At 74.2% G+C, this 23865-nt stretch carries 29 protein-coding genes; 21 read left to right on the top strand and 8 right to left on the bottom strand.

From position 1 onward, the window contains the following. Positions 1-610: 610 nt before the first annotated feature. Positions 611-1144, top strand: coding sequence for a hypothetical protein (locus tag IG69_RS0104515; protein ID WP_157577354.1), 534 nt, complete (start codon positions 611-613; stop codon positions 1142-1144). Positions 1145-1341: 197 nt separating this feature from the next. On the opposite strand, the gene IG69_RS0104510 is transcribed toward IG69_RS0104515, so the two are convergent. Further along, entirely contained in the window at positions 1342-1572 is a 231-nt protein-coding gene (locus IG69_RS0104510; protein WP_157577353.1) for a hypothetical protein, read from the bottom strand. A 679-nt stretch (positions 1573-2251) separates the two neighbouring features. Here IG69_RS0104510 and IG69_RS0104505 point away from each other — a divergent pair. Beyond that, the gene (locus tag IG69_RS0104505) at positions 2252-2659 is read left to right on the top strand and encodes a hypothetical protein (protein WP_157577352.1); all 408 of its coding nucleotides are present in this window, start codon (positions 2252-2254) and stop codon (positions 2657-2659) included. 423 nt (positions 2660-3082) lie between these two features. Here IG69_RS0104505 and IG69_RS0104500 read toward each other — a convergent pair whose 3' ends face one another. Beyond that, positions 3083-3709 (bottom strand): hypothetical protein, encoded by a 627-nt coding sequence (locus IG69_RS0104500; protein WP_030526982.1) that lies wholly within the window; start codon positions 3707-3709, stop codon positions 3083-3085. Positions 3710-3862: 153 nt separating this feature from the next. Between IG69_RS0104500 and IG69_RS22665 the strand changes: the two genes are divergently transcribed. Together IG69_RS22665 and IG69_RS22660 are read left to right on the top strand one after the other, a co-directional pair. Next, positions 3863-4126: a nitroreductase/quinone reductase family protein gene (locus IG69_RS22665; protein ID WP_211250967.1), complete on the top strand. Its 264-nt coding sequence runs from the start codon at positions 3863-3865 to the stop codon at positions 4124-4126. 38 nt (positions 4127-4164) lie between these two features. After that, entirely contained in the window at positions 4165-4332 is a 168-nt protein-coding gene (locus IG69_RS22660; RefSeq protein ID WP_211250966.1) for a hypothetical protein, read from the top strand. A 26-nt stretch (positions 4333-4358) separates the two neighbouring features. On the opposite strand, the gene IG69_RS0104490 is transcribed toward IG69_RS22660, so the two are convergent. Next, complete coding sequence (locus tag IG69_RS0104490) at positions 4359-4892, bottom strand: DUF1990 domain-containing protein (RefSeq protein ID WP_245616079.1); 534 nt, start codon at positions 4890-4892, stop codon at positions 4359-4361. Positions 4893-5034: 142 nt separating this feature from the next. Here IG69_RS0104490 and IG69_RS0104485 point away from each other — a divergent pair, with 142 nt between their 5' ends. Then, on the top strand, positions 5035-5970 hold the full coding sequence (locus IG69_RS0104485; protein ID WP_030526980.1) for an acyl-ACP desaturase: 936 nt from the start codon (positions 5035-5037) through the stop codon (positions 5968-5970). A gap of 86 nt (positions 5971-6056) precedes the next feature. Here IG69_RS0104485 and IG69_RS0104480 read toward each other — a convergent pair whose 3' ends face one another. After that, positions 6057-6500: a ferritin-like domain-containing protein gene (locus tag IG69_RS0104480; protein ID WP_030526979.1), complete on the bottom strand. Its 444-nt coding sequence runs from the start codon at positions 6498-6500 to the stop codon at positions 6057-6059. 95 nt (positions 6501-6595) lie between these two features. Next, entirely contained in the window at positions 6596-7006 is a 411-nt protein-coding gene (locus IG69_RS0104475; RefSeq protein ID WP_030526978.1) for a DUF1232 domain-containing protein, read from the bottom strand. A 174-nt stretch (positions 7007-7180) separates the two neighbouring features. Here IG69_RS0104475 and IG69_RS0104470 point away from each other — a divergent pair, with 174 nt between their 5' ends. The 4 genes from IG69_RS0104470 to IG69_RS0104455 all read left to right on the top strand — a co-directional run bounded on the left by IG69_RS0104470 (position 7181) and on the right by IG69_RS0104455 (position 12267). Further along, positions 7181-9007, top strand: coding sequence for a GAF domain-containing SpoIIE family protein phosphatase (locus IG69_RS0104470; protein WP_030526977.1), 1827 nt, complete (start codon positions 7181-7183; stop codon positions 9005-9007). Between the two features lie 121 nt (positions 9008-9128). Beyond that, positions 9129-10157, top strand: a complete 1029-nt coding sequence (locus IG69_RS0104465; protein WP_051750224.1) for a hypothetical protein — start codon at positions 9129-9131, stop codon at positions 10155-10157. Next, a complete protein-coding gene (locus IG69_RS0104460; RefSeq protein ID WP_030526975.1) occupies positions 10154-11545 on the top strand; it encodes a bifunctional PIG-L family deacetylase/class I SAM-dependent methyltransferase in 1392 nt (463 codons plus the stop codon). Before IG69_RS0104465 ends, IG69_RS0104460 begins: the two co-directional genes overlap by 4 nt. Further along, on the top strand, positions 11542-12267 hold the full coding sequence (locus IG69_RS0104455) for a glycosyltransferase family 2 protein (protein ID WP_030526974.1): 726 nt from the start codon (positions 11542-11544) through the stop codon (positions 12265-12267). The genes IG69_RS0104460 and IG69_RS0104455 overlap by 4 nt, the downstream gene beginning before the upstream one ends. A gap of 18 nt (positions 12268-12285) precedes the next feature. On the opposite strand, the gene IG69_RS0104450 is transcribed toward IG69_RS0104455, so the two are convergent. Both IG69_RS0104450 and IG69_RS0104445 read right to left on the bottom strand, forming a co-directional pair. Next, positions 12286-12981, bottom strand: a complete 696-nt coding sequence (locus IG69_RS0104450) for an SDR family NAD(P)-dependent oxidoreductase (RefSeq protein WP_169742036.1) — start codon at positions 12979-12981, stop codon at positions 12286-12288. A 102-nt stretch (positions 12982-13083) separates the two neighbouring features. After that, positions 13084-14580, bottom strand: a complete 1497-nt coding sequence (locus IG69_RS0104445; protein ID WP_030526972.1) for an AAA-type ATPase lid domain-containing protein — start codon at positions 14578-14580, stop codon at positions 13084-13086. Between the two features lie 163 nt (positions 14581-14743). Between IG69_RS0104445 and IG69_RS0104440 the strand changes: the two genes are divergently transcribed. The 7 genes from IG69_RS0104440 (at position 14744) to IG69_RS0104410 (ending at position 19592) form a co-directional block, all read left to right on the top strand. Next, positions 14744-15787: an amidohydrolase family protein gene (locus IG69_RS0104440; RefSeq protein ID WP_030526971.1), complete on the top strand. Its 1044-nt coding sequence runs from the start codon at positions 14744-14746 to the stop codon at positions 15785-15787. Continuing rightward, a complete protein-coding gene (locus IG69_RS0104435) occupies positions 15787-16602 on the top strand; it encodes an iron-sulfur cluster assembly protein (protein ID WP_030526970.1) in 816 nt (271 codons plus the stop codon). The genes IG69_RS0104440 and IG69_RS0104435 overlap by 1 nt, the downstream gene beginning before the upstream one ends. A gap of 3 nt (positions 16603-16605) precedes the next feature. Next, on the top strand, positions 16606-17640 hold the full coding sequence (locus tag IG69_RS0104430) for an NAD(P)-dependent alcohol dehydrogenase (RefSeq protein ID WP_211250965.1): 1035 nt from the start codon (positions 16606-16608) through the stop codon (positions 17638-17640). 43 nt (positions 17641-17683) lie between these two features. Continuing rightward, the gene (locus IG69_RS0104425) at positions 17684-18190 is read left to right on the top strand and encodes a DUF1097 domain-containing protein (RefSeq protein ID WP_051750222.1); all 507 of its coding nucleotides are present in this window, start codon (positions 17684-17686) and stop codon (positions 18188-18190) included. A gap of 107 nt (positions 18191-18297) precedes the next feature. Then, positions 18298-18627, top strand: a complete 330-nt coding sequence (locus tag IG69_RS0104420; protein WP_030526967.1) for a putative quinol monooxygenase — start codon at positions 18298-18300, stop codon at positions 18625-18627. A gap of 97 nt (positions 18628-18724) precedes the next feature. Further along, positions 18725-19216 (top strand): SRPBCC family protein, encoded by a 492-nt coding sequence (locus IG69_RS0104415; RefSeq protein WP_030526966.1) that lies wholly within the window; start codon positions 18725-18727, stop codon positions 19214-19216. 76 nt (positions 19217-19292) lie between these two features. After that, positions 19293-19592 carry a putative quinol monooxygenase gene (locus IG69_RS0104410; protein WP_030526965.1) on the top strand — a complete coding sequence of 100 codons (300 nt, stop codon included), beginning with the start codon at positions 19293-19295 and terminating at the stop codon, positions 19590-19592. 18 nt (positions 19593-19610) lie between these two features. On the opposite strand, the gene IG69_RS0104405 is transcribed toward IG69_RS0104410, so the two are convergent. After that, entirely contained in the window at positions 19611-20390 is a 780-nt protein-coding gene (locus IG69_RS0104405; protein WP_030526964.1) for an isocitrate lyase/PEP mutase family protein, read from the bottom strand. Between the two features lie 126 nt (positions 20391-20516). On the opposite strand from IG69_RS0104405, the gene IG69_RS0104400 reads away from it, so the two are divergent. The 5 genes from IG69_RS0104400 (at position 20517) to IG69_RS0104380 (ending at position 23863) form a co-directional block, all read left to right on the top strand. Further along, the gene (locus IG69_RS0104400; RefSeq protein WP_030526963.1) at positions 20517-20798 is read left to right on the top strand and encodes a DUF427 domain-containing protein; all 282 of its coding nucleotides are present in this window, start codon (positions 20517-20519) and stop codon (positions 20796-20798) included. Between the two features lie 101 nt (positions 20799-20899). Then, on the top strand, positions 20900-21397 hold the full coding sequence (locus IG69_RS0104395; RefSeq protein WP_030526962.1) for a DoxX family protein: 498 nt from the start codon (positions 20900-20902) through the stop codon (positions 21395-21397). Next, the gene (locus tag IG69_RS0104390; RefSeq protein ID WP_036829059.1) at positions 21397-22350 is read left to right on the top strand and encodes a glucosyl-3-phosphoglycerate synthase; all 954 of its coding nucleotides are present in this window, start codon (positions 21397-21399) and stop codon (positions 22348-22350) included. The genes IG69_RS0104395 and IG69_RS0104390 overlap by 1 nt, the downstream gene beginning before the upstream one ends. Then, complete coding sequence (folP, locus tag IG69_RS0104385; protein ID WP_211250964.1) at positions 22347-23237, top strand: dihydropteroate synthase; 891 nt, start codon at positions 22347-22349, stop codon at positions 23235-23237. The genes IG69_RS0104390 and folP overlap by 4 nt, the downstream gene beginning before the upstream one ends. Then, the gene (locus tag IG69_RS0104380; RefSeq protein ID WP_030526959.1) at positions 23234-23863 is read left to right on the top strand and encodes a class III extradiol ring-cleavage dioxygenase family protein; all 630 of its coding nucleotides are present in this window, start codon (positions 23234-23236) and stop codon (positions 23861-23863) included. The genes folP and IG69_RS0104380 overlap by 4 nt, the downstream gene beginning before the upstream one ends. The last annotated feature ends 2 nt before the right edge of the window (positions 23864-23865 follow it).

The following is a 23865-nucleotide window of genomic DNA, read 5'->3' as shown; positions in this document are numbered from 1 at the left end:
GGCGTCGACATCCGCACGGTCATGGCCATCATGGGCTGGACCGAGATGGCCACCGCCCAGCGCTACGTCCACGCCGTCGATGAGCTCCGCCACGAAGCGGCCCGTCGGATGGGCGAGGCGCTCTGGAACAGCCCCCGAAGCCCTTGGCCGGCCCCAGGTCGGCCCGCTCACGGGCGGCCGGGATAGAGGGTCGAGCCGGCCAGCCTGCGACACGGCACGTCGGGCCCTGGCTGCGCACTTAAGAGGCAGTCAGCGCTTTACACCGCGCGATCCGCACGAAGCAGGAGTTTCCCGCAGCGCGGCATGAGCGCAAGATTGGCATCAACCCCGCGCGGGCTAGTGCGCGTTGCGTCGTGCGCTGCCACAGTGGAACCTCGAGGTACTGGGGGCGACTCGAATGTGGAGCGCTCACGATGGGGAGGCAGGTATGCGGGCTCGTCAGGCGGTTTTCATCGTTGTTGGCCTCATGCTGTCGGGATGCTCGCTTGGGAGCCCGAGCGCCACGGACGCCCTGCGTGCCCGCGCTGAAGGGTCAAGCGGTTGCCGGCCCTACGACTCGCTCGATGACTTACTGGGCAACACGCGCTTTCGCATCGGGGAGGCGGCGCCCATGGCGCTGACGACGGCGGTGGCCACTGGCCGCTTCCAGTCGGTGAGGCCCGGCAAGGCGTTCACAGTTCCCGGCGGTGACGGCTCAAGTGGGCAGGGGCTCGCCTTCGACACGGAGGGGGCAGTTTGGAAGACAGTGGAGGCGCGGTTCACGGTCGACCACGTGGTCAGTGGCGATCTCGCGGTGGGCGAGACGATCACGGTCGGGCTCGCATTCGACCCCGATGTTGACTCGAGTGGAGTCGAGGAGGACCTGCGGGGCCTCGGGCGCGCCGTGGTGTTTCTCGAGAAGTCACCGGTCTTTGCGTACGACCCCTCTGTGTACGGCACGGCTGAGAGCGGCTCACTTCTTGCCGTAGTGGCGGAGGACGGGAAGCTTTCCCTCCCGGCGCGCGCCCCCGACGATGCCGCGGTATTGCTTAAGCGGACCCCCGATCTGGCCAGTCTTGACGCGGCAGCGGCCAAGCCCGCACGGATCCTGGTGACAGACCCCACCGGGTGCCAAGTCATCGACGAGGCGGCTGCCAACGCCTAGCGACACGATCACGAATGACCCGATTCGCGGCAGATGAGGGCAGGCGACCGAGCAACTGCGTCGTCACTGTGATGACGCGGAAGTCCGCTGGTAACGGGGATGCAACCGTGCCATCCGCCGCTTTCCCCGTCATCACTGGGATGACGGGGAAGCTGGCGCGCATCGGCATGCGCGGGAAACTGCGAACGCCACGAGGGTCAGTGAAGGCGGCGGTTGAACGCAGCGATCAGCGTGGTCATCGCGGAGGTGAGAGAGGCGAGGTCGCGCTCGTAGATGCGCCCTGTGTCGAGCCGGAGAGACAGCTCCAACAGGATGGCGGCGTAATCGGATGAAGTTCGTGGGCGGTCGGCTGCCGGAACCTCGACCTGTAGCTTTTCGACGACTTGCTGGGTCCTGACGACCTCTGCGACCCGCTCCACCACGCTCACGGCGCAGAGCCCCGAAGCGGCGGCCCGGCGCTGTTCCCATGCGCGGTGTCGGCAGCTGTCGGAGCACCACTTAGGGATCCGACCCCGGGCCGGCACCGGGAAGCCTGTGCCGCACCACTGGCACGTGAGGGAGCTCGGGCGATGGCGGGTCTTGGACTCGGTTGACTGTGAAGGCGTTGTCGGAGTCGGGTCGCTCAGCGGCAGCGAAGGTGACGTGTCGTCGAAGTCGACCAGCGTCAGCTGCCCGGGACCGGCTCTATCCGAGCCGTATTCCGTCGACCCGCGTGAACCTGTCGTTGTCATGACTCCCAAGGCACGTACCCACCTCCCGGTGGACGCGCCGCGAGTCGTGACAACGAGTACGCCGCGCCGCAATGCATGAGGTGTGTCGTGGATGAGTTCTGGCGTTCCTGCGTCGGCGTCGGCGTCGGCGTCGTGCGTGGGAATCGGGCTCGCGTGTGACGGACGGGTGAAGGCGGCTGTCGGGGAGGGGGATGTGCGGGGCTGCGTCGGCGGCGGTTCGGTGGTTGCAGGGGGAGTCGACCAGTTTGGGTGGTCGTCGGACAGTGCCCTGCGCGCGAAGGAAGTGCGTGACATCGGGGATGGCGCGGTGAGACCATCGCCCATGCGGGGTTGGGTTCGGCGTGGAGGCCGAGGGGCGGTCATTCTCGTGGCCGGCGTGGCATTGCTCGTGGTGGGCGGGTGTAGCGATGATCGGACGCCGCTGGACGTCTGGCCCACCGGCCGCCCAGAGGCGACGGCGCAATCACCCCTGGCACGCTCCAGCTGGCAACCGGGGCAGAGTGCGATGTCGGCCGCGATCTCCGGCACGCTCACGCTGGGAGACGACGGATGCGTCCGGCTCGTCGAGCAGGGTGCGGCGAGCGAGCCCTGGCCCGTGCTCTGGCCCGTGGGCTGGATTGCACAGGCCGACGGCAGCGAGCTTCTCATTCGTGATCCGTCCAGGTCCGAAGCACCCGAGTACCGCACCGGCGTACCGGTGACCCTCGGAGGAGGGTTCCTCGAGTCGGACCGTTATCAGGCACAGGCGTGCGCCAGCGGACCCGCGTGGCAAGTCGTCGGATGAACGTCAGCTGGCTCGACAGCGCGACGGCCAACCGGCCGGCTCCGCACAGCAGGCCTGTGACGGTTCGACCGCGGCGGGCGCCATTCGTCGAGCAAGCGCCGCCTTGACCGGCTGAAGAGACCGCCTGTTCTGGGCCACGAAATGGGCCCCAAAATTCGCCCGCAGTCTCGATTCCGTAACGATGCGACCTGCGCCGACTCGGAACGCTTCATGCGCTCTGACCTGCGAAAACGCCGCGCATCCAGTCGCCACCGGTCGTCGCGGATCGGGGCTTGTCAGGCCCGGATTGGGCCTACGGATCAGAAGGTTAGGGGTTCGAATCCCTTCGGGCGCGCACTGTGTTGAGACAGTGAAACGGGCCCCGACCGGCGGAGACGCGGTCGGGGCCCTGCTCTGTGTGGGGTGCCCACGAGCGATGCGGCGTCAGGCGATGCGCGTGGCGAACGATGACGCCGCGAGCACCGACTCGACGATGCGCCGGCAGGTCAGCACCGGCTGCGGGCCCCGCCGTGCCGGCGCCTCCGCGACGACAGGCAGGTGGTCGAGCACGGCGCAGAGGGCGTCGCCGTCGCGGAGGTGGTCGCCGTCCATCGCGGGCCCCGTGAGCGTCGGCAGCCGACGCAACCGGGCGACGCCGCACGACGCCAGGGCGTCGAGGTCGTCGCCGAGGTCCGCGAGCATCGCAGGGGTGAGGGCGCCGGCCGCCAGCTGACGGGCGAGGCTGTCGACGAGGCCGCCGAGGTGGTCGAGCTCGGCGACGAGCCGCAGCTCCGACGCCGTGCGGGGCAGGGACCGCGGCGAAGTCGCACGATGGGCGACCCGGACGCGGGCGCAGCTGTCCGTGCGGCTGCACGCGAGCCGGCGAGGGCCGGAGCCGCGCACGACGCGGCGGGTCGCGGTGGCGTCCCCGGATCGGGCTGCGGCGAGCACCTGCTCGAGGCCGCGGGCCACGAGCTCGGCGGCCGTCGCGAGCATCGAGCCGGGGCCACCGGCCGACGAGCGGGTGGGAGGGAGGGGCGCGGGGGATGCGGTGTGCGATGGGGCGGTCACGCGGACCAGCCTCCGCCCGGTGGGCAGCCTGCCCGGCGAGCGGCCCGTGATCTTGACGCCCTCCGACGCGTCTTGACGCGGTCCTGTCACCGGTCGCCGGAGGCATCCACCGAGGGCTGGTCAGGCCGCGGCGACACCCCTACCGTGGAGGGCATGGCCGGTCCCGGGGGCGCGGCGGCCGCAGGGCCGCGCCGGACGAACGCGCGGCACCGTCTGCACGGTGTCGAGAACGCCGTGACGGCGGTCCTCACGCGCGCCGGTCTCATCCCCCGCTCGTGGGTGCTGACGACGGTCGGTCGACGGACCGGCCGGGAGCGACGCAACCCCGTCACCGTCGCCGACGTCGGTGGCCGGCGATGGCTCGTCGCCCCCTACGGACCCGTCCCCTGGGTGCTCAACACGCGCGCCGCGGGATAGGTCCGGCTGACCAGGAGGGCTGCGAGCAGCGGTTCCGGGTGCGCGAGGTGGGGGCGGACGAGGCCGGTCCCGTGCTCAAGGCGTACGCGAGGACGGCGCCCGCGACCCGGCCCTACTTCGGCGCGGGCCTCGACGACCCGCCCGAGGCGTTCGCCCGCGAGGCCCACCTCCACCCCGTCTTCGAGCTCCTGCCCGCCCCCGCCTGACGTCGGCACCCGACCGTCACGACCCGTCAGGGCCGATCGAGGGCGCGGAGGTACCGGCGGGTCATCCACCGCTGGGCGGCGCGACCCACCGGGCCGGCGAGACGGGCGGGGAGCGACGCAGGCCGCGAGACGGCGGTGATGCGGAAGCGGAGGCGGCCGTCGTCGAGCCGCTCCAGCAGGAAGCGCTCCTCGCCGGCCTCGGGGTGGCCGACGAGCGTGCCGTAGGTGAACCCCGCGCGCCCGGGCTCGTCGACGACCTCGACGACCCGGCACGGGATGCGCAGCGCCAGCGGGCCGACGCCCCACCGCATCTCCACCACGGTGCCGGTGCGCAGCGGCAGCCGCGAGGTGCGGACGCGCAGCCCTGCACGGGCCTGCACCTGCCAGGTGAGCAGGTCGCGTGCGGCGTGCTCGAAGTCGGTGCGGGACAGGACGACAGACTCGTCGAGCAGCGCGAACCCGTCCGGTGGGCGATCGAGGAGGCCGGGGCGCCGTTCGTAGGACAGGTGTGCCGACGACAGCCGCGCCCGATGGCGCGGGTCGAGGAGGCCGACGGTCACGGGTCGATCCTGCCTCCTCGTGGCGGCCGGCGGCGGCAGTGCGCGAGGTTGGTCCGTCGCTCCCTCTGGCCCGGGGCCCGGCGAGGGTGTAGGCAGGGGGTGGGCGCGGCCCGCGCGTTCGCCCCCGACGAGGAGGACCCGCATGGCCACACTCGACAGCGCCCGGCTGCTCGCCGCGCTCGAGCCCACGGTGGAGGAGAACCTCAACCGCCACCTCGCCGCCGCGCAGGAGTGGATGCCGCACGAGTACGTGCCGTGGTCGCTCGGCCGGGACTTCAAGGAGCTCGGCGGCGAGCCGTGGTCGGTCGAGCAGTCACAGCTCTCGCCGATCGCCCGCACCGCCCTCGAGGTCAACCTCCTGACCGAGGACAACCTGCCGAGCTACCACCGCGAGATCGAGCGGGCCTTCGGCCGCGACAGCGCCTGGGGTGCGTGGGTCAACCGCTGGACGGCCGAGGAGGGCCGGCACGCGTTCTGCATCCGCGACTACCTCCTCGTCACGCGCGGCGTCGACCCCGACGAGCTCGAGCGTGCCCGCATGGACACGATGGAGACCGGCTACGACTCGGGCGACAAGCCGCTGCTCAACGTCTGCGCCTACGTGTCGTTCCAGGAGCTCGCGACCCGTGTCTCGCACCGCAACACGGGCCGGTTCACCGAGGAGCCCGTCGCCGAGAAGCTGCTGATCCGGGTGGCCAAGGACGAGAACCTCCACATGATCTTCTACCGCAACATCATCCAGGCGGCGCTCGAGCTGACCCCCAGCCAGACGATGCGCGCGATCACCGACGAGGTCGTGTCCTTCCAGATGCCGGGCTCGGTCATCCCCGGCTTCGGCCGCAAGGCGGTGCAGATGGCGATGGCCGGTATCTACGACCTGCGCATCCACCACGACGACATCGTCGCGCCGCTGCTGCGGCAGTGGGGCGTCTGGGAGCTCGAGGGCCTCGACGCCGACGGCGAGAAGGCTCGCGAGGAGCTCGCCGCCGCCGTGTCGTCGCTCGATGCCGAGGCGACCCGCTTCGTCGAGAAGCGGGAGGAGCGGGCCGCGAAGCTCGCCGCCCGCCAGAACGCCTGACGCGCACCGCACCGCACGCACCGCACACACGACCGAGGGGCCCCGTCCGGCGCGGACGGGGCCCCTCGGGGCCGTGGACGGGCGGGTCAGCCCGCGGTCTGCAGCGCCTTGACCTCGTCACGGGCGGCGACGACATCGGCGTGCTGACGCGAGACGACCTCGCGGAAGCCCGCGCTCAGGTCCTGCTCCAGCGCCTTCTCGTACTCCTGGACCGCGTGGTCCTCGCCGGTGACGGCCGCGCCGAGCACGCTGTCGGGGCTGTCGCCGGTCACGGCGTCCTTGAGGGCGATCCAGCCACGGTGGAGGGCGGCCGCGGCCGACCCGCTCTCGTCGACGTCGTCACCGTACTCGTGACCCATCGCGACGATCTCGCGGTGGAAGCCCGCGCGCTGCTCCGACAGGCGCTGCAGCGTCGTCGCCCACTCCGGGTGGTCGCTGTCGCGCAGCTTCTCGGCGGCGTCCGCGAACCCGCGCTCGCCGTCCTTGAGGGTCTCGACGAGCTCCTTGGCCGCCTTGGCGTCGTCCGACATGTCGTGCTCCTTCGTGTTCGAGGTGGCTGGACACCTGCGCTACCCCGGCGGTCCGCCCGCGAACCGTCCTGTCGAGGACCTTGTCCGACGGCCACTCAGCCGGGCGGCAGGCCCGCAAGCCGGCGGACCGCGGCGAGGCCGGCCGGGCTCCCGGGCCAGTGCCGCTCGAGCGCCTCGGGTCCGGCCCGGCGGGTGACGGAGCGCAGCGCGAGGGCGACGACGACCGCGTCGTCCGCGTACCCGATGACCGGGACGACGTCCGGGACGAGGTCGACCGGCAGGGCGAGGTAGCCGAGCAGGAGCCACAGGCGCACCCGCAGGCCCCGGGGGAGCGACCGGTCACGGGCCAGCCGCGCGAGCAGCCGGACGACGTCCGGCAGCAGGCGCAGCGCCTCCTTGAGGCCGGTCTCGTCGGGCCGGGCGCGCCAGAGCACGACGAGCAGTGCCGCCCAGAGCAGGACGAGCCCGCCGGCGACGGCGAGCAGCACACGTACCCATCCGTCCACGGGGCCATCCTGCCGGGAGGGGCGGGCGTGCAGTATTCGACACATTCGTCGGTCGATGCACGGTCCGGACGCCGCGTGAGGACGGGGCGGAGCGGCTCCGGGCGGCGGTCCGTTCGACCCCTGCCCGATGGTCGGTGCTGACAAGCAGTCGTTCCACCTGCGAGGATGACGAGCGTGGAGCCGTTCGACGGAGCGCCGCGCACGCCGCGCCTCCCCCGCCAGGTCGGTCAGACACTGACCGAGCTCGCGCACGTCACGAACGAGCTCGTGCGCGCCACGACGGTCGAGGCCGTGACGACGGTCGTCACCGAGCACATGGCGGATGCCGTCGGCGCGACGATTGCCGCGCTCGGCCTGCGGCAGGGCGAGACCGACGCCCGTCTCATCGGGGTGCGGGGGCTGCCCTCCGACGAGGCGAGCGCCTGGCGCACCTTCCCGCTGTCCTCCGGAAACTCGATGGCCCACGCCATCCGCACCGGCGAGCGCGTCGTCGTCGTCGGTGCCGACGAGATCAGCCGGCGGTTCCCCGAGATCGCCGGCCGCGGCGAGCGGACCATCATCACGGTGCCGCTGCAGGGCAGCGAGCGCACGATCGGCGCGATCCACCTCTCCGTGCCGGAGGCGGTCGCCCCGCACCCCGCGGCGCTGGAGTTCGTCGACGTCCTCGCCGACACCTGCGCGCAGGCGCTCGAGCGCATCGAGGCCGCCGCCGTCGCCGAGAGGCAGACCAGCCGCCTCGCCTTTCTCGCGGAAGCCTCCATCCAGCTGGCGAGCAGCCTCGACGTGCGCGCCACGACGGCGAAGATGGCCCGGATGACGGTGCCGCGCTACGCGGACTGGTGCGCCGTCGACGTCGTGCGACGCGGCTCGCTCCGCCGTCTCGCCTCGGCGCACACCGACCCGGCCGCGGCCGACCTCGTCGCCGCGATGCGGGAGCGGTGGCCCGAGGGCGCAGCGGGCGGCTCGTGGCTCGACCGCGTGGTCGAGACCGGCCGGCCCATGCTCGTCTCCGAGGTCACCGACGAGCTCCTCGACCGCACCGCGCGTGACGCCGGTCACCGCGCGGCGCTCGCCGCCCTCGACCTGCGCAGCGTCCTCATCGTCCCGCTCTTCGTCCGCGGCCGGGTCGCGGGCCTGCTCACGTGGGGCTCGAGCACACCGGGCCGGCACTACGACGAGGACGACGTCCGCTTCGCCGAGCACCTCGCCCGGCGCGCGGCCAGCGCCCTCGACAACGCCGACCTCTACGGGCAGACGCGGGCCGTCGCCGAGCAGCTGCAGCGGGCGGTCCTGCCCGAGCGGCTCACCGGCGACGACGACTTCGAGGTCGCCTGGCGCTACGAGCCGTCCGGCCGCACCGAGGTCGGCGGCGACTTCTACGACGCCTTCCCCGTCGGGGACGGCCGGCACGTGGCCTTCGTCGGTGACGTCATGGGTCGTGGGGTCGCGGCCTCGGCCGCGATGGCCCAGATGCGGGCCTCGGTGCGCGCCTTCGCCTCGGTCGACCCCACGCCGGAGTCGGTCCTCGACGCGCTCGACCGGATGGTCACCCGTTTCGACGCCGACCAGCTCGTGACCCTCGTCTACGTGCTCGCCGACGCGCGCGCCGGCACCCTGCACGTCGCGAGCGCCGGGCACCTGCCTCCGCTGCTCGCCCACCCCGACGGCAGCGTCGAGCGACTGCCCGACGCCGACGGCCCGCCGCTCGGGCTCGCCGACGGCCGGCACGGCCTCGAGCTGCCGTTCGGCCCGGGCGACTCGCTGCTCCTCGTCACCGATGGGCTCGTCGAGCGCCGCGACGAGGACATCGAGACGGGTCTGACCCGGCTGCAGAACGCGATGCGCGCCCTGCGCGGGGCGACCCTCGACGACGCGCTCTCGCGGCTGGTCCGCACCGTCGGCGACGAGTCGGCCGACGACGACGTCGCAGCCCTCGTGCTGCGCCGCACGGTCGTCTCCACCGCCGGTGGCGGCGTCGCAGCCCCCCGGATGAGCGCCTGACCCGTCCGACCGGCTGTTCGCGTCACCCGCGAAGCCGCCGCAGGTGTGGATCCCGCCCCGCGGGGTACGCCCCCCCGCCGACGATGACGAGGGCCCTGGCGGGCGGTGAGGACGGTGGGGCGTGGACGCCCGGGTGCACACGACGTGGCGGGCGCAGGAGTGGCGACGCCCCGACCTCGAGCCGGACGGGCGTGACGTCGCCGCCGGCCTCGCCGTCGCCCGCGACGAGCACCGGGTGGCCGAGGGGCTGGCGGCCGACCCGTGGCGCTACCTGTCGACCCTCGCGACGCTGGGCTCCCTCGACCTGACGCTCGCGCGCGCCGCCGAGCCCCACCTCGACGCCGTCGCGATCCTCGCGCAGGCGGGAGACCCGGACCTCTCGACGCTCGGCGTCGACGCGACGAGCAGCTTCGGGGTCTATGCGGCCCGCGCGCCCGGGACCGTGCTGGCCGCTCGCACGGCCGGCAAGGGGTCGGTGCGCCTCGAGGGCACGAAGGCCTGGTGCTCGCTCTCGTCCGTGGTCAGCCACGCGCTCGTCACGGTCGACGCGGGGGAGCGTCCCGGCCTGTACGCCGTCCCGCTGCGGCATCCCGGGGTCGTGCACGACGACGGTGGCTGGGTGCCGCGCGGACTCGCCGCCGTCCGCACCGGCTCGATGACGCTGACCGACGTCCCGGCCGTCCCCGTCGGCGAGGGCTCGTGGTACCTCGAGCGGCCCGGGTTCGCCTGGGGCGGGATCGGGGTGGCGGCGGTGTGGTTCGGCGCGGCCGCGGCGGTCGCGGGACGCCTCGTCGACGCGGCGGCGCGCCGCCCGCCGGACCAGGTCGCGCTCGTGCACCTGGGCACCGCCGACCGGCTGCTCCACGCCGCGCTGCTGGCCCTGCGCGACGCGGCGCGGGAGATCGCGGACGGCACGGCCGACGGCCCCGCCGGGGCGCTGCTCGCGGCGCGGGTGCGGGCGGTCGTCGCGGAGGCCGCCGAGGAGGTGCTGCGCCTCGTCGGCCACGCGCTCGGACCGGCGCCGCTCACCGCCGACGACGAGCACGCGGGGCGGGTCGCCGACCTCACCGTCTACCTGCGCCAGCACCACGCCGAGCGCGACCTCGCCGCGCTCGGTGCGATGGTCCTCGAGACCGGAGGGGCCCGATGACGGACCCGGTCCTGTTCCGGCACACCGACGCCGGGACCGGTGAGGGCCGCTGGCTCGGCGACCCGCGCTGGGCGCTCGCCCCCGTCCTGGACGTGCCCGCCCTCGCCGCGGCCCACGACGAGCTGCTGGTCCTCGCGGCGCACCCGGACGACGAGACGCTCGGGGCGGGAGGCCTGCTGGCGATGGCCGCCCGCGCCGGGATGCTCGTCCGCGTCGTCGTCGCGACCGACGGCGAGGGCTCGCACCCCGATGCCTCGGTGTGGGACCCCGAGCGGCTCGCCCCGGTGCGCCGGGACGAGGCCGCCGCCGCCGTGGCAGCGCTCGCGCCCGGCGCGGAGCTGCGGCACCTCGGGCTCGGCGACGGGTCGCTGGCCGAGCGGCGCGACGAGCTCGACACGGCGCTGGACGGTCTCGTGCGCCCGGGCTCGCTCGTCGTCGCGCCGTGGAGCTCGGACGGCCACCCGGACCACGACGCCCTGGGGGCCGCGGCGGACGAGGTCGCCCGACGGCGCGGCGCGACGCTGCTCCAGTACCCGGTGTGGCTGTGGCACTGGGCGACTCCCGACGAACTGCCCTGGGCCAGGGCCCACGTCGTCGAGCTCGACCGGGCCGCGCACGACCGGCGGGCCGTCGCGCTGCGCGAGTACGGCTCGCAGTCCGCCCCGCTCGGGCCGGCCGCGGGGGACCAGCCGGTGCTCCCGCCGCAGGTGCTGCGCCGGGCCTCCCGCCCGGCCGAGCTCCTCCTCGGCGACGGACGCGCCCTGCCGGAGCTCCCGCGCGGGGTGGAGCCGGGCGCCTTCGACGCGATGTACGACGACGGCGAGGACCCCTGGGGGTTCCACGGCTCGTTCTACGAGCGACGCAAGCGCGACCTGACGCTCGCCGTCCTGCCGAGGGAGCGATACGAGCACGTCCTCGAGATCGGCTGCGCCACAGGGGTCCTGACCCGCCTACTGGCCGAACGGGCCGACCGCGTGACGGCGACGGACGTCAGCGCGCGGGCCCTCGAGCTCGCCCGACGCGAGGCCCCGACCCACGTCACCTGGGTGCTGGGGCGGGTGCCGGAGGCGCTGCCGGACGACGGGTCGCGGGAGGACGTCGTCGATCTCGCGGTCCTCTCGGAGGTGGGGTACTTCCTGCGGCCGACCGAGCTCCTCGAGACGCTGCGGCGTGTCCGGTCGGCCCTCTCCTCCTCGGGTGAGGTGCTCCTCGTGCACTGGCGCCACGCCACCGAGGACGTGCCCCTCGACGGCCCGCTCGTCCACGAGGTCGCGGCCTCCGTGCTCGAGGATCTCCCGCACCGGCTGCACCTCGAGGACGACGACGTGGTCGTCGACCTGTGGGGCGGCCTGCCCGGCTCGGTCGCCGAGCGCGAGGGACGCGCGTGACACCCGTGCGCCACGTCGTCGTGGCGGTCCCGGCGCGCGACGAGGAGCTCGTCCTCGGCCGCTGCCTCGCCGCGATCGGCCGGGCGGTGCGCGACCTCGCCGCTCACCGATCCGGGATCGGTGTCGACGTCGTCGTCGCCCTGGACCGCTGCCGCGACGCGTCGGCGTCCGTCGTCGCGGCGCACCCGGCCCTCGCCGTGACGCTCGACGCCGGTGCGGCAGGTGCCGCGAGGCACCTCGCGGTCACCGTCGGGCGGTCGCTCCCCGGGGCCTCGCGCGCGGGGAGCACCGCGACGTGGCTGGCGTCGACCGACGCGGACTCCGAGGTGCCGGTGCACTGGCTGAGCGAGCAGGTCCGGCTCGCCGACGCCGGCCACGACCTCGTCGTCGGCACGGTCGAGCCGCACCCCGACCTGGCGCCCGGCGCCGCCGCCGCGTGGCGCGCCCGTCACGTCCTCGAGGAGGGCCATCCCCACGTCCACGGGGCGAACCTCGGCGTCCGCGCCGACGCCTACGACGAGGCCGGTGGCTTTCCTCCGTGGCCCACCCACGAGGACGTCGAGCTCGTCCGCCGGGTCCGGGCGGCCGGGCGGGCGTCGGTCGCCACCGACCGGCTGCGGGTCGTCACCTCGGCCCGGCTCGTCGGCCGGTCGCCGGGCGGGTTCGCCGCGTACCTCGGCGACCTCCTCGTCACGCCGAGTGCCGAGGTCGAGCCGGCCTGAGCCGCAGCGCGGTCCGGGTCAGCGTCGGCGGCGCCGCACCGCCATCCCGACCCCCGTCGCGGCCGCGGCGAGGAGCCCGGCCGCCGCCGTCAGCTCCCCTGGGGACGAGCCGGCGGCCGCACGCAGCACTGCCGACGCGGCGGTCGCGGTGCTGTCGCCCTCGCCGCGCTCGACGAGCGCGAGACGCACCGGGCTGCCCTCGGTGCGCAGCTCCTCGGTGACGGACTCGTGGAAGCCGCGGACCGCGGCCTCCGCGCCCGACCGGGCCGACTGCCCGGCCCGGCCGCGCCGGGCGGCCGCCGACGTGACGTGGACGATCGTGCCCCGGCCGCGCTCGCGCATCCGCTCGAGCACCGCCATCGTCGTGTGGACGTGCCCGAGGTAGAGCTGCTCGGTAATCGCCCGGAACTCGCGCGGCTCGTGGTCGCGGAAGCTGCGGTCGGCGGGGTCGTCGGCCGTGTTGACCCAGACGTCGACCGGCCCCAGCTCGACCTCGATGCGGGCCACGGCGGACTCGACGGCGTCGGGGTCGGTCGTGTCGACGACGACCCCCATCGCGTCGGTCCCCGAGCGGCGCAGCGCGGTGACGAGCTCGTCGACCGCGATGGGGGTGCGTGACAGCAGCGCGATGCGGTCGCCCCGTCCGGCGAAGCGTGCGGCCGCCTCGACCGCCGTCTGCGAACACGCTCCGGTGATGGCCACGACCCTGGGCACGACGCTCCTTCCGGGGCGGCCGCCTGCTCGGCGCCCCGGGTCATCATGGCAAGGCGGCACCGCTCGGGCGACGACTCCGCCCGACCCGTCCCCAGCGATGTCTCAGCGCAGGTCGTCGAGGCCGTAGTGGCTGATCTTGCGGTAGAGGGTCGAGCGGCTCATCCCGAGCTCGGTCGCGGCCTGCTTGACGGTGACACCGGGCGCGGTGAGGGTGCGCGCGATCTCGTCGCGCTCGAGCGACTCCAGCCGCGAGAGGCGGTGGCCGCGGGTGGCCGTCAGCTCTCCGGGCAGGTGTCGCACGTCGACGGTCTCGGCGCGGGTGGCGGCCCCGTGGACGACCCGCACGAGCTCGTCGACGTTGCCCGGCCACGCGTACGTCGTGAGGACGCGCTCGGCCGCGGGCGTGAAGTGGACCTCGCGCATCCGCGTCTGGTGGCCGACGTACCGGGCGAGCGGCATGACGTCGTCGGGACGCTCGCGCAGCGGTGCGACCCGCACGGCCGAGGCGACGAGCCCGGCCAGGGGCGCCGGCACCGCCTCGAGCGACTCGGTGGTGACGGCCCACGCGAGGTCGGACGGCTCGCCCGAGGGGGAGGATCGCAGGGCGTCGACGGCCCGCCGGTGCAGCTCGGCCGCGGCCCACGCGGGGAGGGTGTCGACGTTCTCGACGACGACGGCGGTGTCGGGCTTGGTCAGCTCCGGGGTCCACAGCGACAGCCAGGTCTCGACGTCGTCGGGGGCGGGCGCCGCGGCGCTGAGGATGCGGTGGTGCGGGTGGGCCCGGCGCAGGGCCTGGGCGAGCAGGGTGGCGCGGCCGGCGCCCGGCTCGCCCACCGCGGCGACGACCCGGCCCGCGGTCAGCCCGGCGGTCGCCTCCTCGAGGGCGCGGACCCAGGGGCCGGAGACGCTGCGCAGCGTGCCCGCGCCCGGCTCGAGGCGCCCGCGCTGCACCCGGAAGACACCGCCCTTGGGCGGGGTCCGCGGCGCGCGACCCCGCGAGCGCGCGAGCATCATCGCGCTCGTCGTGCTCGCGGCCGACTGCGCGAGGGCGAGCAGCAGGTCGGCCGAGGAGCGGGCCCACGTCGTGATGTTGACGCTGCCCTCGAGCCGGCCGCTCACCGGGTCGAGGACCGGGACGGCCGCGCAGGTGTACGTGCACAGGCTCGCGCTGTAGTGCTCCTCGGCGCGGACGAGCGAGGGCGTGCGGTCGGCGAGGGCCAGGCCCAGCCCGTTGGTCCCCGCCTCCCGCTCGGAGAAGGCGAACCCCGGCGCGAGGTGCACGGCGTCGAGGGCGCGCAGCAGCGAGGTGTCGCCGGAGAAGCGGTTGAGGACCAGCCCGTCCGGGTCGGTGAGCATGAGCGAGAGCGGCTCGTTGGCCAGCGTCCGGTGCAGGTCGGTGAGCACCGCGCCGCCGCACTCGGCGAACAGCGACCCGTCGGCGACGGGCCCGACCCAGACCGGCTCGACGGACTCGAGCGAGACGCCGTACTCCTCGCTGCGGCGCCACGAGGCGAGCAGCCGGTGGTCGACGGCCGACCCCGGGGCACCGAAGGGCGCGGACGCCCGCTCCGGGAGTGGTGACCCGCCGCTCGGCCCCATCGCCGACTCCTTCCGACCTCCCGACGGTAACCCCGCACCGTCCGGGCGGCCAGCGATCCGTGTCCCAAAGTGGGACACGAGGGGTCTGGGACGCCTCCGGTGGCCGACCTAGCGTCGGTGGGGTCCACGACGACGAGGTCGTGGGGAAACGGAGACATCGGGGATGTACACCAAGGACGGCGAGAGCTACTTCATCGTCGACGCGCACATCGCGCTCTGGGACGCGCGGGCGGAGAACCTGCGCAACGTCCACGGCAAGCAGTTCATCGACTGCTTCTACGACTACCACCGCAACCTGTCGCCGGAGAGCGAGGTGTGGACCTACGACGAGTACCTCTACCAGGGCGGTCAGCGCCTCATGAAGGACCTCTTCGAGGACGGCTACGTCGACCACGCCATCTTCCAGCCGGCAGCCCTGACCGAGTTCTACCGCAACGGTTTCGGTCAGACCGAGGAGGCGTACGAGCTCGCCGCCGCGAACCCCGGCCGGCTGACGTACAACCACAACTGGGACCCGCGCAACGGCGAGCAGGGCCTCGAGCAGCTCCGGGCCGACCACGAGAAGATGAAGTTCACCGGGGTCAAGCTCTACACCGCCGAGTGGCACGGGGAGTCGCGCGGCTGGAAGCTCACCGACCCGTGGGCCTACCGCTACCTCGAGGCCTGCCGGGAGCTCGGCGTCACGAACATCCACATCCACAAGGGCCCCACCATCCGGCCGCTGGACCGCGACGCCTTCGACGTCGCCGACATCGACCACGTGGCGACCGACTTCACCGACCTCAACTTCATCGTCGAGCACGTCGGCCTGCCGCGCCTCGAGGACTTCTGCTGGATCGCCACCCAGGAGCCGAACGTCTACGGCGGGCTCGCCGTCGCGATGCCGTTCATGCACACCCGGCCGCGCTACTTCGCGCAGATCCTGGGCGAGCTCCTCTACTGGATCGGCGAGGACCGCATCTTCTTCTCGAGCGACTACGCGATCTGGACGCCGAAGTGGCTCGTCGAGAAGTTCGTCGACTTCCAGATCCCCGAGGACATGAGCGAGTACGCGCCCGTCACGACGGCGCAGAAGAAGAAGATCCTCGGCCTCAACGCCGCGAAGATGTACGGCATCGACGTGCCCGCCGAGCTGCGCCTGCCCGAGGCCGACGCCACCGAGACCGGCCCGCGCGACCCCGAGGCCGCCGACCTGGCGACGGTCTGATGACCGCCCTCGCCACGCGGGACGTCACCGACGCCGACGTCCGCGCCGCGCTCTCCGGCGTCCTCGACCCCGAGCTCGACGAGCCGATCACCGACCTCGGCTTCGTCCGCTCCGTCGAGGTCGACGGCGGCGACGTCACGGTGCACCTGCGCCTCCCGACGTCGTTCTGCTCCCCGAACTTCGCCTACCTCATGGCCTCCGACAGCAAGGACGCCCTGACCGGCCTCGCGGGGGTCGGGCGGGTGGTCGTCGAGCTCGACGACCACCACGACTCCGACCTCATCAACCGCGGGCTCGCCGCGGACGCGGGGTACCGGGGGACGTTCGGGCACGAGGCCGAGAAGGACCTCGAGGAGCTGCGGGCCACCTTCCGCCGCAAGGCCCACACCGCCGCCATGGAACGCTGCCTGACCGCCCTGCTGCGGGCGGACTCCACTCTCGCGGAGGACGGGCTGAGGTCGGTGCGCCTGCGCGACCTGCCGGCCGGCCGGGAGCGCGACGCGCTGCTGTCCCGTCGGTCGGCGCTCGGGCTGCCCGACGCGCCCGACGCGCCGGTCCTCGTCGACCACGAGGGCCGGCCGCCGGTGGCCGGCGACACGGCGATGTTCCTGCGCCGGGCCCGCTCGACCCGCATCAGCATCGACGGCAACGCGCACTTCTGCCGCGGCCTGCTGCGCACCCGCTACGAGGGCTCCGGCGCCGACCAGGCGCCCCGGCCCGACGGGGCGGAGCCCGCCGACCACCACCTGCTGCTGCCCCTCACCCCCCTCACCAGCGGCACCGCTGTCGCCGACGCCACCCCGAAGGAGTCCTGACCCATGAGCACCATGCGAGCCGTCCAGGTGGTCGGCTACCACGAGAAGCTCGAGATGACGGAGAAGGCCGTCCCGGAGGCCACCGGCCCGTGGGACGTCGTCGTCCGGATCGGCGGGGCGGGCGTGTGCCGCACCGACCTCCACATCCTCGAGGGGCAGTGGGCCGAGAAGTCGCAGGTCGCGCTGCCGTACACGATCGGCCACGAGAACGCCGGGTGGGTGCACGCCGTCGGGTCGGCGGTCACCAACGTCACGGAGGGCGACAAGGTGATCCTGCACCCGCTCGTCACGTGCGGCCTGTGCCGCGCGTGCCGCTCGGGCGACGACGTGCACTGCGAGAACAGCGCGTTCCCGGGCATCGACACCCACGGCGGGTACGCCGAGTACCTGCTGACCTCGGCGCGCTCCTGCGTGCGGATCGACGACTCGCTCGAGCCGTCGGACGTCGCGGCCCTCGCCGACGCGGGGCTCACCGCCTACCACGCGGCCGCCAAGGCGGCCCGGCGCCTCACGCCCCGCGACACCTGCGTCGTCATCGGCGCAGGAGGGTTGGGGCACATCGGGATCCAGGTCCTCAAGGCCCTGACGCCGGCGCGGATCGTCGTCGTCGACCGCATCCCTGCCGCGCTCGACCTCGCCCGCTCGATCGGGGCGGACGAGGGGGTCGCGGCCGACGGCACCCAGGTCGAGGCCGTGCTCGACCTCACCGGTGGCCACGGGGCCGAGGTGGTCGTCGACTTCGTCGGGGAGAACGGCTCGACGGCCGAGGGCCTCGCGATGACCCGGCAGGCCGGCGACTACCACGTCGTCGGCTACGGCGAGAACGTCGACGTCCCGACGATCGACCTCATCTCGAGCGAGAAGAACGTCATCGGCAACCTCGTCGGCTCGTACAACGACCTCCAGGACCTCATGGCGCTCGCCGCCAAGGGGCTGGTCACGCTGCACACGCAGAAGTACGCGCTCGACGACTTCCAGCAGGCCGTCACCGACCTCGACAACGGCGCCGTCCGCGGCCGCGCCATCCTCGTGCCCTGACCGGGCGCGACCCCACCTCACCTCCCGGACGAAGGAGTCCGTCGTGAAGAGCTACATCGGAGTCGCCGTGTCCATCGGCGTCCTCGCGGGCATCTGGACGCAGGTCAGCGTCGAGCTGGGCCTGGTCACCTGGATCGCGTTCGTCGTGTGGGCCGGCTTCTACGCCGCCGGCGGCAACCGGGACGGGTTCGTCCGCATCCTCGCCTCGGCGCTGTCCGGCGTCGTCTACGGCTGGCTGGCCGTCTGGTTCGCCGGCGTCGCCACGTTCCCCGGCGCGCTCGCGGTCGCGGTCGCGGTCATCGCCGCCGCGATGTGCCTGCAGGCCGGCTGGTTCGTCCTGTCGTTCATCCCCGGCGCGTTCTTCGGCGCGGCGTCGTACTTCGGCAACGGGGCGTCCTTCTGGTCGACCGTCGTCGCCGTCGTCGTCGGCGCCGTCCTCGGGTGGGCCTCGGCGGTCGCCGGTGCCCGCATCCAGGCGCTCGTCGACGGGCGCTCGGGTGCCGCCCGGCCGCCGGCCGCGGAGCCCCCCGCCGCCCCGGCGGCCCTCTGATCCGGCGACCCGTCCGACCTGGCTGCTGCGGGCCGGACGGGTCGCCACCACCGCCGCGCCCCTACCGTGGAGCCGGTACGGACCCCCCCCGGCAGAAGGAGAGCCCCTTGATCCTCATCACCGTCAAGTTCCCGATCCGCGAGGACCGGCTCGAGGAATGGAAGGAGCTCTCGCGGTACTACGTCGAGCACGTCACGGCCGAGCCGGGCAACGTCTTCTTCGAGTTCTCCGAGAGCGTGCACGAGCCGCGCACCTTCGTCTGCATCGAGGGCTTCCGCGACGACGCGGCCGGCAAGGAGCACATGGCGCAGCCGCACGTCGAGCGGTTCATGCGCGAGATGCCCGACATCGTCTCGGCGCAGCCGCAGATCATCTACGTGGACGCCGAGGAGGTCGACGGCTTCGGCCCGATGGGCGAGATCCAGCCCCGCGGCTGAGCCACCACCCCGTCGACCCCGGGCGCCGGTCTCCCACCCCTCCGGGAGGCCGGCGCCCTCGTCGCGCTCCGGCCGGCGCGTCCGGGAGGATGGACCCGTGATCGGTGACCGCTGGGGCGTGACGGACGACGAGGTCGCCTTGCGCTACGGGTGCGACGCGATCGTGCCCCGGCCGGCGCTGCAGGCCTGGCGCGGCGTGACGGTGGACGCTCCGCCCGAGCGGGTGTGGCCGTGGGTGACGCAGCTGCGGGTCGCGCCCTACTCCTACGACTGGGTCGACAACCTCGGGCGCCCCTCGCCCCGGGAGCTGCTCGACCTCCCGCCGCTCGCGGTCGGCGACCCGTTCACGAGCACCGCCGGCCGCCCGGTGGGCCGGGTCGTGGCCGTCGCACCCGGGCGCGAGCTGACCGGGCGCATCCTCGGTGCGGTCATGAGCTACCGGCTCGAGCCCACCGGTGACGCCTCGACGCGGCTGCTGCTCAAGCTCGTCATGGCGCGGGGACGCCTGCTCGCGCCCGCCGTCGCGGTCGGCGACCTCGTGATGGCCCGCCGCCAGCTGCTCACCTGGAAGGCCCTCGCCGAGTCCTGAGAGGCCGGCCGCTCGCCGCGGCCGTGGACGGCGCCCGGCGCCCTACGCTGGGGCTCCCCGAGCAACGGAGACCCCCATGGCCGAGCTGCACGTCGTCGCCACCATCCCCGCCGCGCCCGAGCACGTCGAGCCGCTCCGTGCGGCGCTGCGCACGCTCGTCGAGGCCACCCGGCAGGAGGAGGGCTGCCTCGCGTACGACCTCTACGAGTCGGCCTCCGCCCCGGGCGTCTTCGTCACCGTCGAGCGCTGGACCGGGCAGGAGGCGCTCGACGCGCACATGGCCTCGCCGCACATCGCCGCGGCGATGGGGGCCGCGCAGGGCGCGCTGGCCGGCGACATCGCCATCCACCCGCTCGTGCCGGTCGACGCCGGCTGACCGACGCCGACCCGGGGGTCAGTTGAGCGGTCGGGTGCCCTCGGGCAGGCCGCGGCCCTCGTGCACGCCCTCGACGAGCTGCTGCAGGGCGGTGAGCGCCACCCGCTGCGACCACGGCCCGTACGAGACGCGGGCGACCCCGAGCTGCTCGAGCTCGGCCAGGGGAAGGGTGCCCGGGACGCCGATGAGGGTCAGGCGCTGCGGGCCGAACGCCTCGACCAGCGCCTCGACGTGCGCGCGCTCGGTGGCCCGGGGGACGAACACCAGCGGGGCGCCGGCGTCGAGGTAGGCCCGGCCGCGCTCGATGGCCGCGTCGAGGCACTCCTGCGGGCTGCGGCCCTCGGCCTTGACGAACGCGTCGGTGCGGGCGTTGAGGCAGAAGTCCGGCACGCCGGCGTCACGGGCGGCGCCCATCGCGGCCTCGACGGCCCGGACGGAGTCGGCGAGCGGGCGCATCCCGTCCTCGAGGTTCGCCCCGACGACGCCGAGGTCGACCGCGCGGGCGACCGTGCCGGCCGGGTCGCCGTACCCGGACTCGAGGTCGGCCGTGACCGGCAGGTCGGTGGCACGCACGATGCGCTCGACGGCGGCCAGCATCTCGTCGACCGGGATGTTCTCGCCGTCCTCGTAGCCGAGCATCGCGGCGATCGAGTGCGATGCCGTGGCGATGGCCCGCGTGCCGGGCACGTCCGCCACGACGGTGGTCGAGACGACGTCCCAGACGTTGACGACGGTGAGCAGCTCCGGGGCGCGGTGCAGCTCGAGGAGGTGGGTGGCGCGGGCGGCGGTGTCGGTCACCGGCCCATCCTCACCCGGGGCACAGGCTTCGACAAGCGTTCGCCGCCCGGGAAGAGGGCCAGCCCGTCGGGTGTTTCCGCCCCTGACCGGGAGCGCCCGGCCGCAGACCCACGCGAAGGAGCGGACATGAAGGCCATCTGGAACGGGACCGTCGTCGCCGAGAGCGACGACACCGTCGTCGTCGAGGGCAACCACTACTTCCCCGCCGAGTCGGTCCGCGAGGACCTGATGCGCCCCTCGGGCACGACGACGGTCTGCCCGTGGAAGGGAACCGCGAGCTACAAGAGCCTCGAGGTCGACGGCACGGTCAACGCCGACGCCGCCTGGTACTACCCGGAGCCGAAGGACGCCGCCCGCGAGATCACCGGCCGCTACGCCTTCTGGAAGGGCGTCGAGGTCACCGCCTGACCGACCGGCGCCGAGACCTAGAGTGATGGCGGCCCGACCGGGCCACGGCCCGGGCTCGCCGGGCCACCCCGCCGGTGCGCGGGGCGACTGACGGGAGCGGGATGGACCTCGACCTCGGGATGCTCGTGCTGCGGCTCGCCCTCGGGCCGATGCTCGTCCTCCACGGCGTGAACAAGGTGTGGGGCGGCGGTGGGCTGTCCGGCACGGCCGGATGGTTCGAGTCGCTCGGCCTGCGCCCGGGGTGGCTGCACGCGCGGCTCGCCGCCGGCACCGAGATCGTCGCCGGCGTGCTCGTGACCCTCGGCCTGCTCACCGGTCTCGCCGCCATGGCCTTCGTCGGGCTCATGGCGGTCGCCGCCCTGACCGACCACCGCGGCAAGGGCTACTTCGTCTTCAAGGGCGGTTGGGAGTACGTGCTCCTCGTCGCGATGGCCGCCGTCGCGCTCGCGGTCGTGGGCCCGGGCGGCTGGTCCGTCGACGCCGCCGCGGGGCTCGACCTCGCCGGCGCGTGGTGGGGCCTGGCCGCGGCCGTCGGTGGTCTGCTCGCGGCCGGTGGCCTGCTCGCCGTCTTCCGTCGTCCCACCCCCGGCGGGGCCTGATGCCGGTCCGCACCGTGAGCGGCCCCGGGCCGTCGGTCCCCGACCTGCTCGCCGCCAAGGGCGCCACGACCGTCTCGGTGGTGATCCCCGCGCGGGACGAGGAGGCGACCGTCGGCGACGTCGTGGCCGGGGTGCGCCGGGCGTGGGTGGAGGACGTGCCGCTCCTCGACGAGCTCGTCGTCATCGACTCCGACTCCACCGACCGCACCGCCGAGGTCGCGCGCGCCGCCGGCGCCACCGTGCACGCGGCCGCCGAGGTCCTGCCCGGGCTCGGGCCGGCCCGCGGCAAGGGCGAGGCGCTGTGGAAGGCGCTCCACGTCACCAGCGGCGACGTGCTCGTCTTCCTCGACGCCGACCTCGTCGAGTGGGGGACGCACTTCGTGAGCGGCCTGCTCGGCCCGCTGCTCACCGACCCGGGGGTCGCCCTCGTCAAGGCCGTCTACGACCGGCCGCTCCTCGACGCCGAGGGCCGGGAGGCCGAGACGGGCGGTCGCGTGACCGAGCTCGTCGCCCGGCCGCTCCTCGCGCTGCACCACCCGGAGCTCGCGGGGCTCGTCCAGCCGCTGGCCGGCGAGTGGGCGGTGCGGCGCTCCGCCTTCGAGCGGTTCTCGGTGCCGGTCGGCTACGGGGTCGAGATCGCGGCGCTCGTCGACACCGCCGCCCTCCTCGGGGCGGACGCCGTGGCGCAGGTCGACCTCGGCCGTCGCACGCACCGGCACCACCGCCACGACACGCTCGGTCCGATGGCCGTCCAGGTGCTGGCCGCGGTCGAGGCCAGGCTCGGTCGGGGCGTCGACGCGGCGGCCGGCGTCGCGGACGGCCGCGCCACCCTGACGCAGTACGAGCGGACGGCCGAGGGCTTCACGCCACGGCCCCGCGAGGTCGACCTCGCCGAGCGGCCGCCGGCCGTGACGGTCGAGGGCTACGCCACGAGGACGGAGACGGTGCGATGAGCGGGTCCGCTGCGGGACGTGGGGCAGTGCTCCGGCTGGGTCGGCACGAGTACCCCGCCTCGGCGCGCCTGGTGATGGCGATCGTCAACCGCACGCCGGACTCGTTCTACGACAAGGGCATCAGCTGGGCCGAGGACGCTGCCCTGGACCGCGTCCGGATGGTCGCCGAGCAGGGCGCCGACATCGTCGACATCGGCGGCATCAAGGCCGCACCCGGGGTCGAGATCGACGCCGCCGAGGAGAAGCGTCGGGTGGTCGGCTTCGTCGAGCGCGTCCGCGGCGAGTACCCCGACCTCGTCATCAGCGTCGACACCTGGCGCAGCGAGGTCGCCCGCGCCGTCTGCGGGGTCGGCGCCGACCTCATCAACGACGCGTGGGGCGGGGCTGATCCCGAGCTGCCCACCGTGGCAGCTGAGTTCGGTGCTTCGCTGGTCTGCACGCACACCGGCGGCGTGACGCCGCGGACCCGGCCGCACCGCATCGAGTACGACGACGTCGTGGCCGACGCGCGGTCGTCGCTGCTGCGCCAGGCCGAGCGCGCGGTGTCGATGGGCGTGGAGCGCGAGCGGGTCATCATCGACCCGGCGCACGACTTCGGGAAGAACACGTGGCACTCGCTCGAGGTGACCCGGCGGCTCGACGAGCTGACGTCGCTCGGCTGGCCGACGCTGGTCTCGCTGTCCAACAAGGACTTCGTGGGTGAGTCGCTCGACCTGCCCGTGGGTGAGCGGCTGACCGGCACGCTCGCCGCGACGGCGCTCTGCGCGTGGCTCGGGGCCCAGGTCTACCGCGTGCACGAGGTCGTCGAGACGCGTCAGGTGCTCGACATGGTGTCCGTCGTCGCCGGCGACCTGCGGCCGGCCCGTACCGTCAGGGGGCTCGCGTGAGCCGCTCGGTCGTCGTCGTCCCCAGCGCGCCGATGCTGCTGCCCGAGTACTCCGGGCGCACCGACGCCGCGGCCGAGCTGCGGTCGTGCGCCGTCGAGGCGCTCACCGCCGCCGTCCCGGACGGTGACCCCGTCGTCCTCGTCGTCGCCAACGACCGCGAGCAGCGCGGCACCCGGCCGCCGCTCGGTGAGCGGGTCGGCCGGCACCTCGCAGGCCTGGCCGGTCTCCCCGTCGCCGAGGTCGCCGTCGTGCCGTGGGACGCGCCCGTCGACCGCTGCGCGGCGGCGGGGGAGGCCCTGGCGGCGTCGCATCCGGAGGCCTCGGTCGTCGTCGTGGCCGACGGCAGCGCGCGCCGGGGCGAGAAGGCCCCCGGGCACCTCGACGAACGGGCGTTCGCCGTCGACGAGGCGCTCGTCGCGGCGCTGCGCGCGGCCGACGCCGAGGCGCTGCTGGCGCTCGACCCCGCGCTCTGCGCCGACCTCCTCGTGCACGGCCGCGCCCCGCTCCAGGTGGCCGCCGGTGTCCTCGGCAGGGCCGACGGGACGGTTCGCGCACGCTGCGAGGCACTGCACACCGAGGACCCGTTCGGCGTCCTCCACGTCGTCGCCCGCCTCACCCTCCCCTAGCG

This window comes from Phycicoccus jejuensis (assembly GCF_000720925.1).
GTDB lineage: Bacteria > Actinomycetota > Actinomycetes > Actinomycetales > Dermatophilaceae > Phycicoccus > Phycicoccus jejuensis.
This window is presented reverse-complemented; position numbering and strand designations above follow the sequence as displayed.

Bases quoted from the DNA above. Each gene is read 5' to 3' on its own strand.
- IG69_RS0104410 (WP_030526965.1), top strand. From the start codon at position 19,293: ATGGCCGAGCTGCACGTCGTCGCCACCATCCCCGCCGCGCCCGAGCAC.
- IG69_RS22665 (WP_211250967.1), top strand. From the start codon at position 3,863: ATGGCCGGTCCCGGGGGCGCGGCGGCCGCAGGGCCGCGCCGGACGAAC.
- folP (WP_211250964.1), top strand. From the start codon at position 22,347: ATGAGCGGGTCCGCTGCGGGACGTGGGGCAGTGCTCCGGCTGGGTCGG.
- IG69_RS0104515 (WP_157577354.1), top strand. From the start codon at position 611: ATGGCGCTGACGACGGCGGTGGCCACTGGCCGCTTCCAGTCGGTGAGG.
- IG69_RS0104440 (WP_030526971.1), top strand. From the start codon at position 14,744: ATGTACACCAAGGACGGCGAGAGCTACTTCATCGTCGACGCGCACATC.
- IG69_RS0104430 (WP_211250965.1), top strand. From the start codon at position 16,606: ATGAGCACCATGCGAGCCGTCCAGGTGGTCGGCTACCACGAGAAGCTC.
- IG69_RS0104480 (WP_030526979.1), bottom strand. From the start codon at position 6,500: ATGTCGGACGACGCCAAGGCGGCCAAGGAGCTCGTCGAGACCCTCAAG.
- IG69_RS0104445 (WP_030526972.1), bottom strand. From the start codon at position 14,580: ATGGGGCCGAGCGGCGGGTCACCACTCCCGGAGCGGGCGTCCGCGCCC.
- IG69_RS0104390 (WP_036829059.1), top strand. From the start codon at position 21,397: ATGCCGGTCCGCACCGTGAGCGGCCCCGGGCCGTCGGTCCCCGACCTG.
- IG69_RS0104460 (WP_030526975.1), top strand. From the start codon at position 10,154: ATGACGGACCCGGTCCTGTTCCGGCACACCGACGCCGGGACCGGTGAG.
- IG69_RS0104400 (WP_030526963.1), top strand. From the start codon at position 20,517: ATGAAGGCCATCTGGAACGGGACCGTCGTCGCCGAGAGCGACGACACC.
- IG69_RS0104395 (WP_030526962.1), top strand. From the start codon at position 20,900: ATGGACCTCGACCTCGGGATGCTCGTGCTGCGGCTCGCCCTCGGGCCG.
- IG69_RS0104485 (WP_030526980.1), top strand. From the start codon at position 5,035: ATGGCCACACTCGACAGCGCCCGGCTGCTCGCCGCGCTCGAGCCCACG.
- IG69_RS0104435 (WP_030526970.1), top strand. From the start codon at position 15,787: ATGACCGCCCTCGCCACGCGGGACGTCACCGACGCCGACGTCCGCGCC.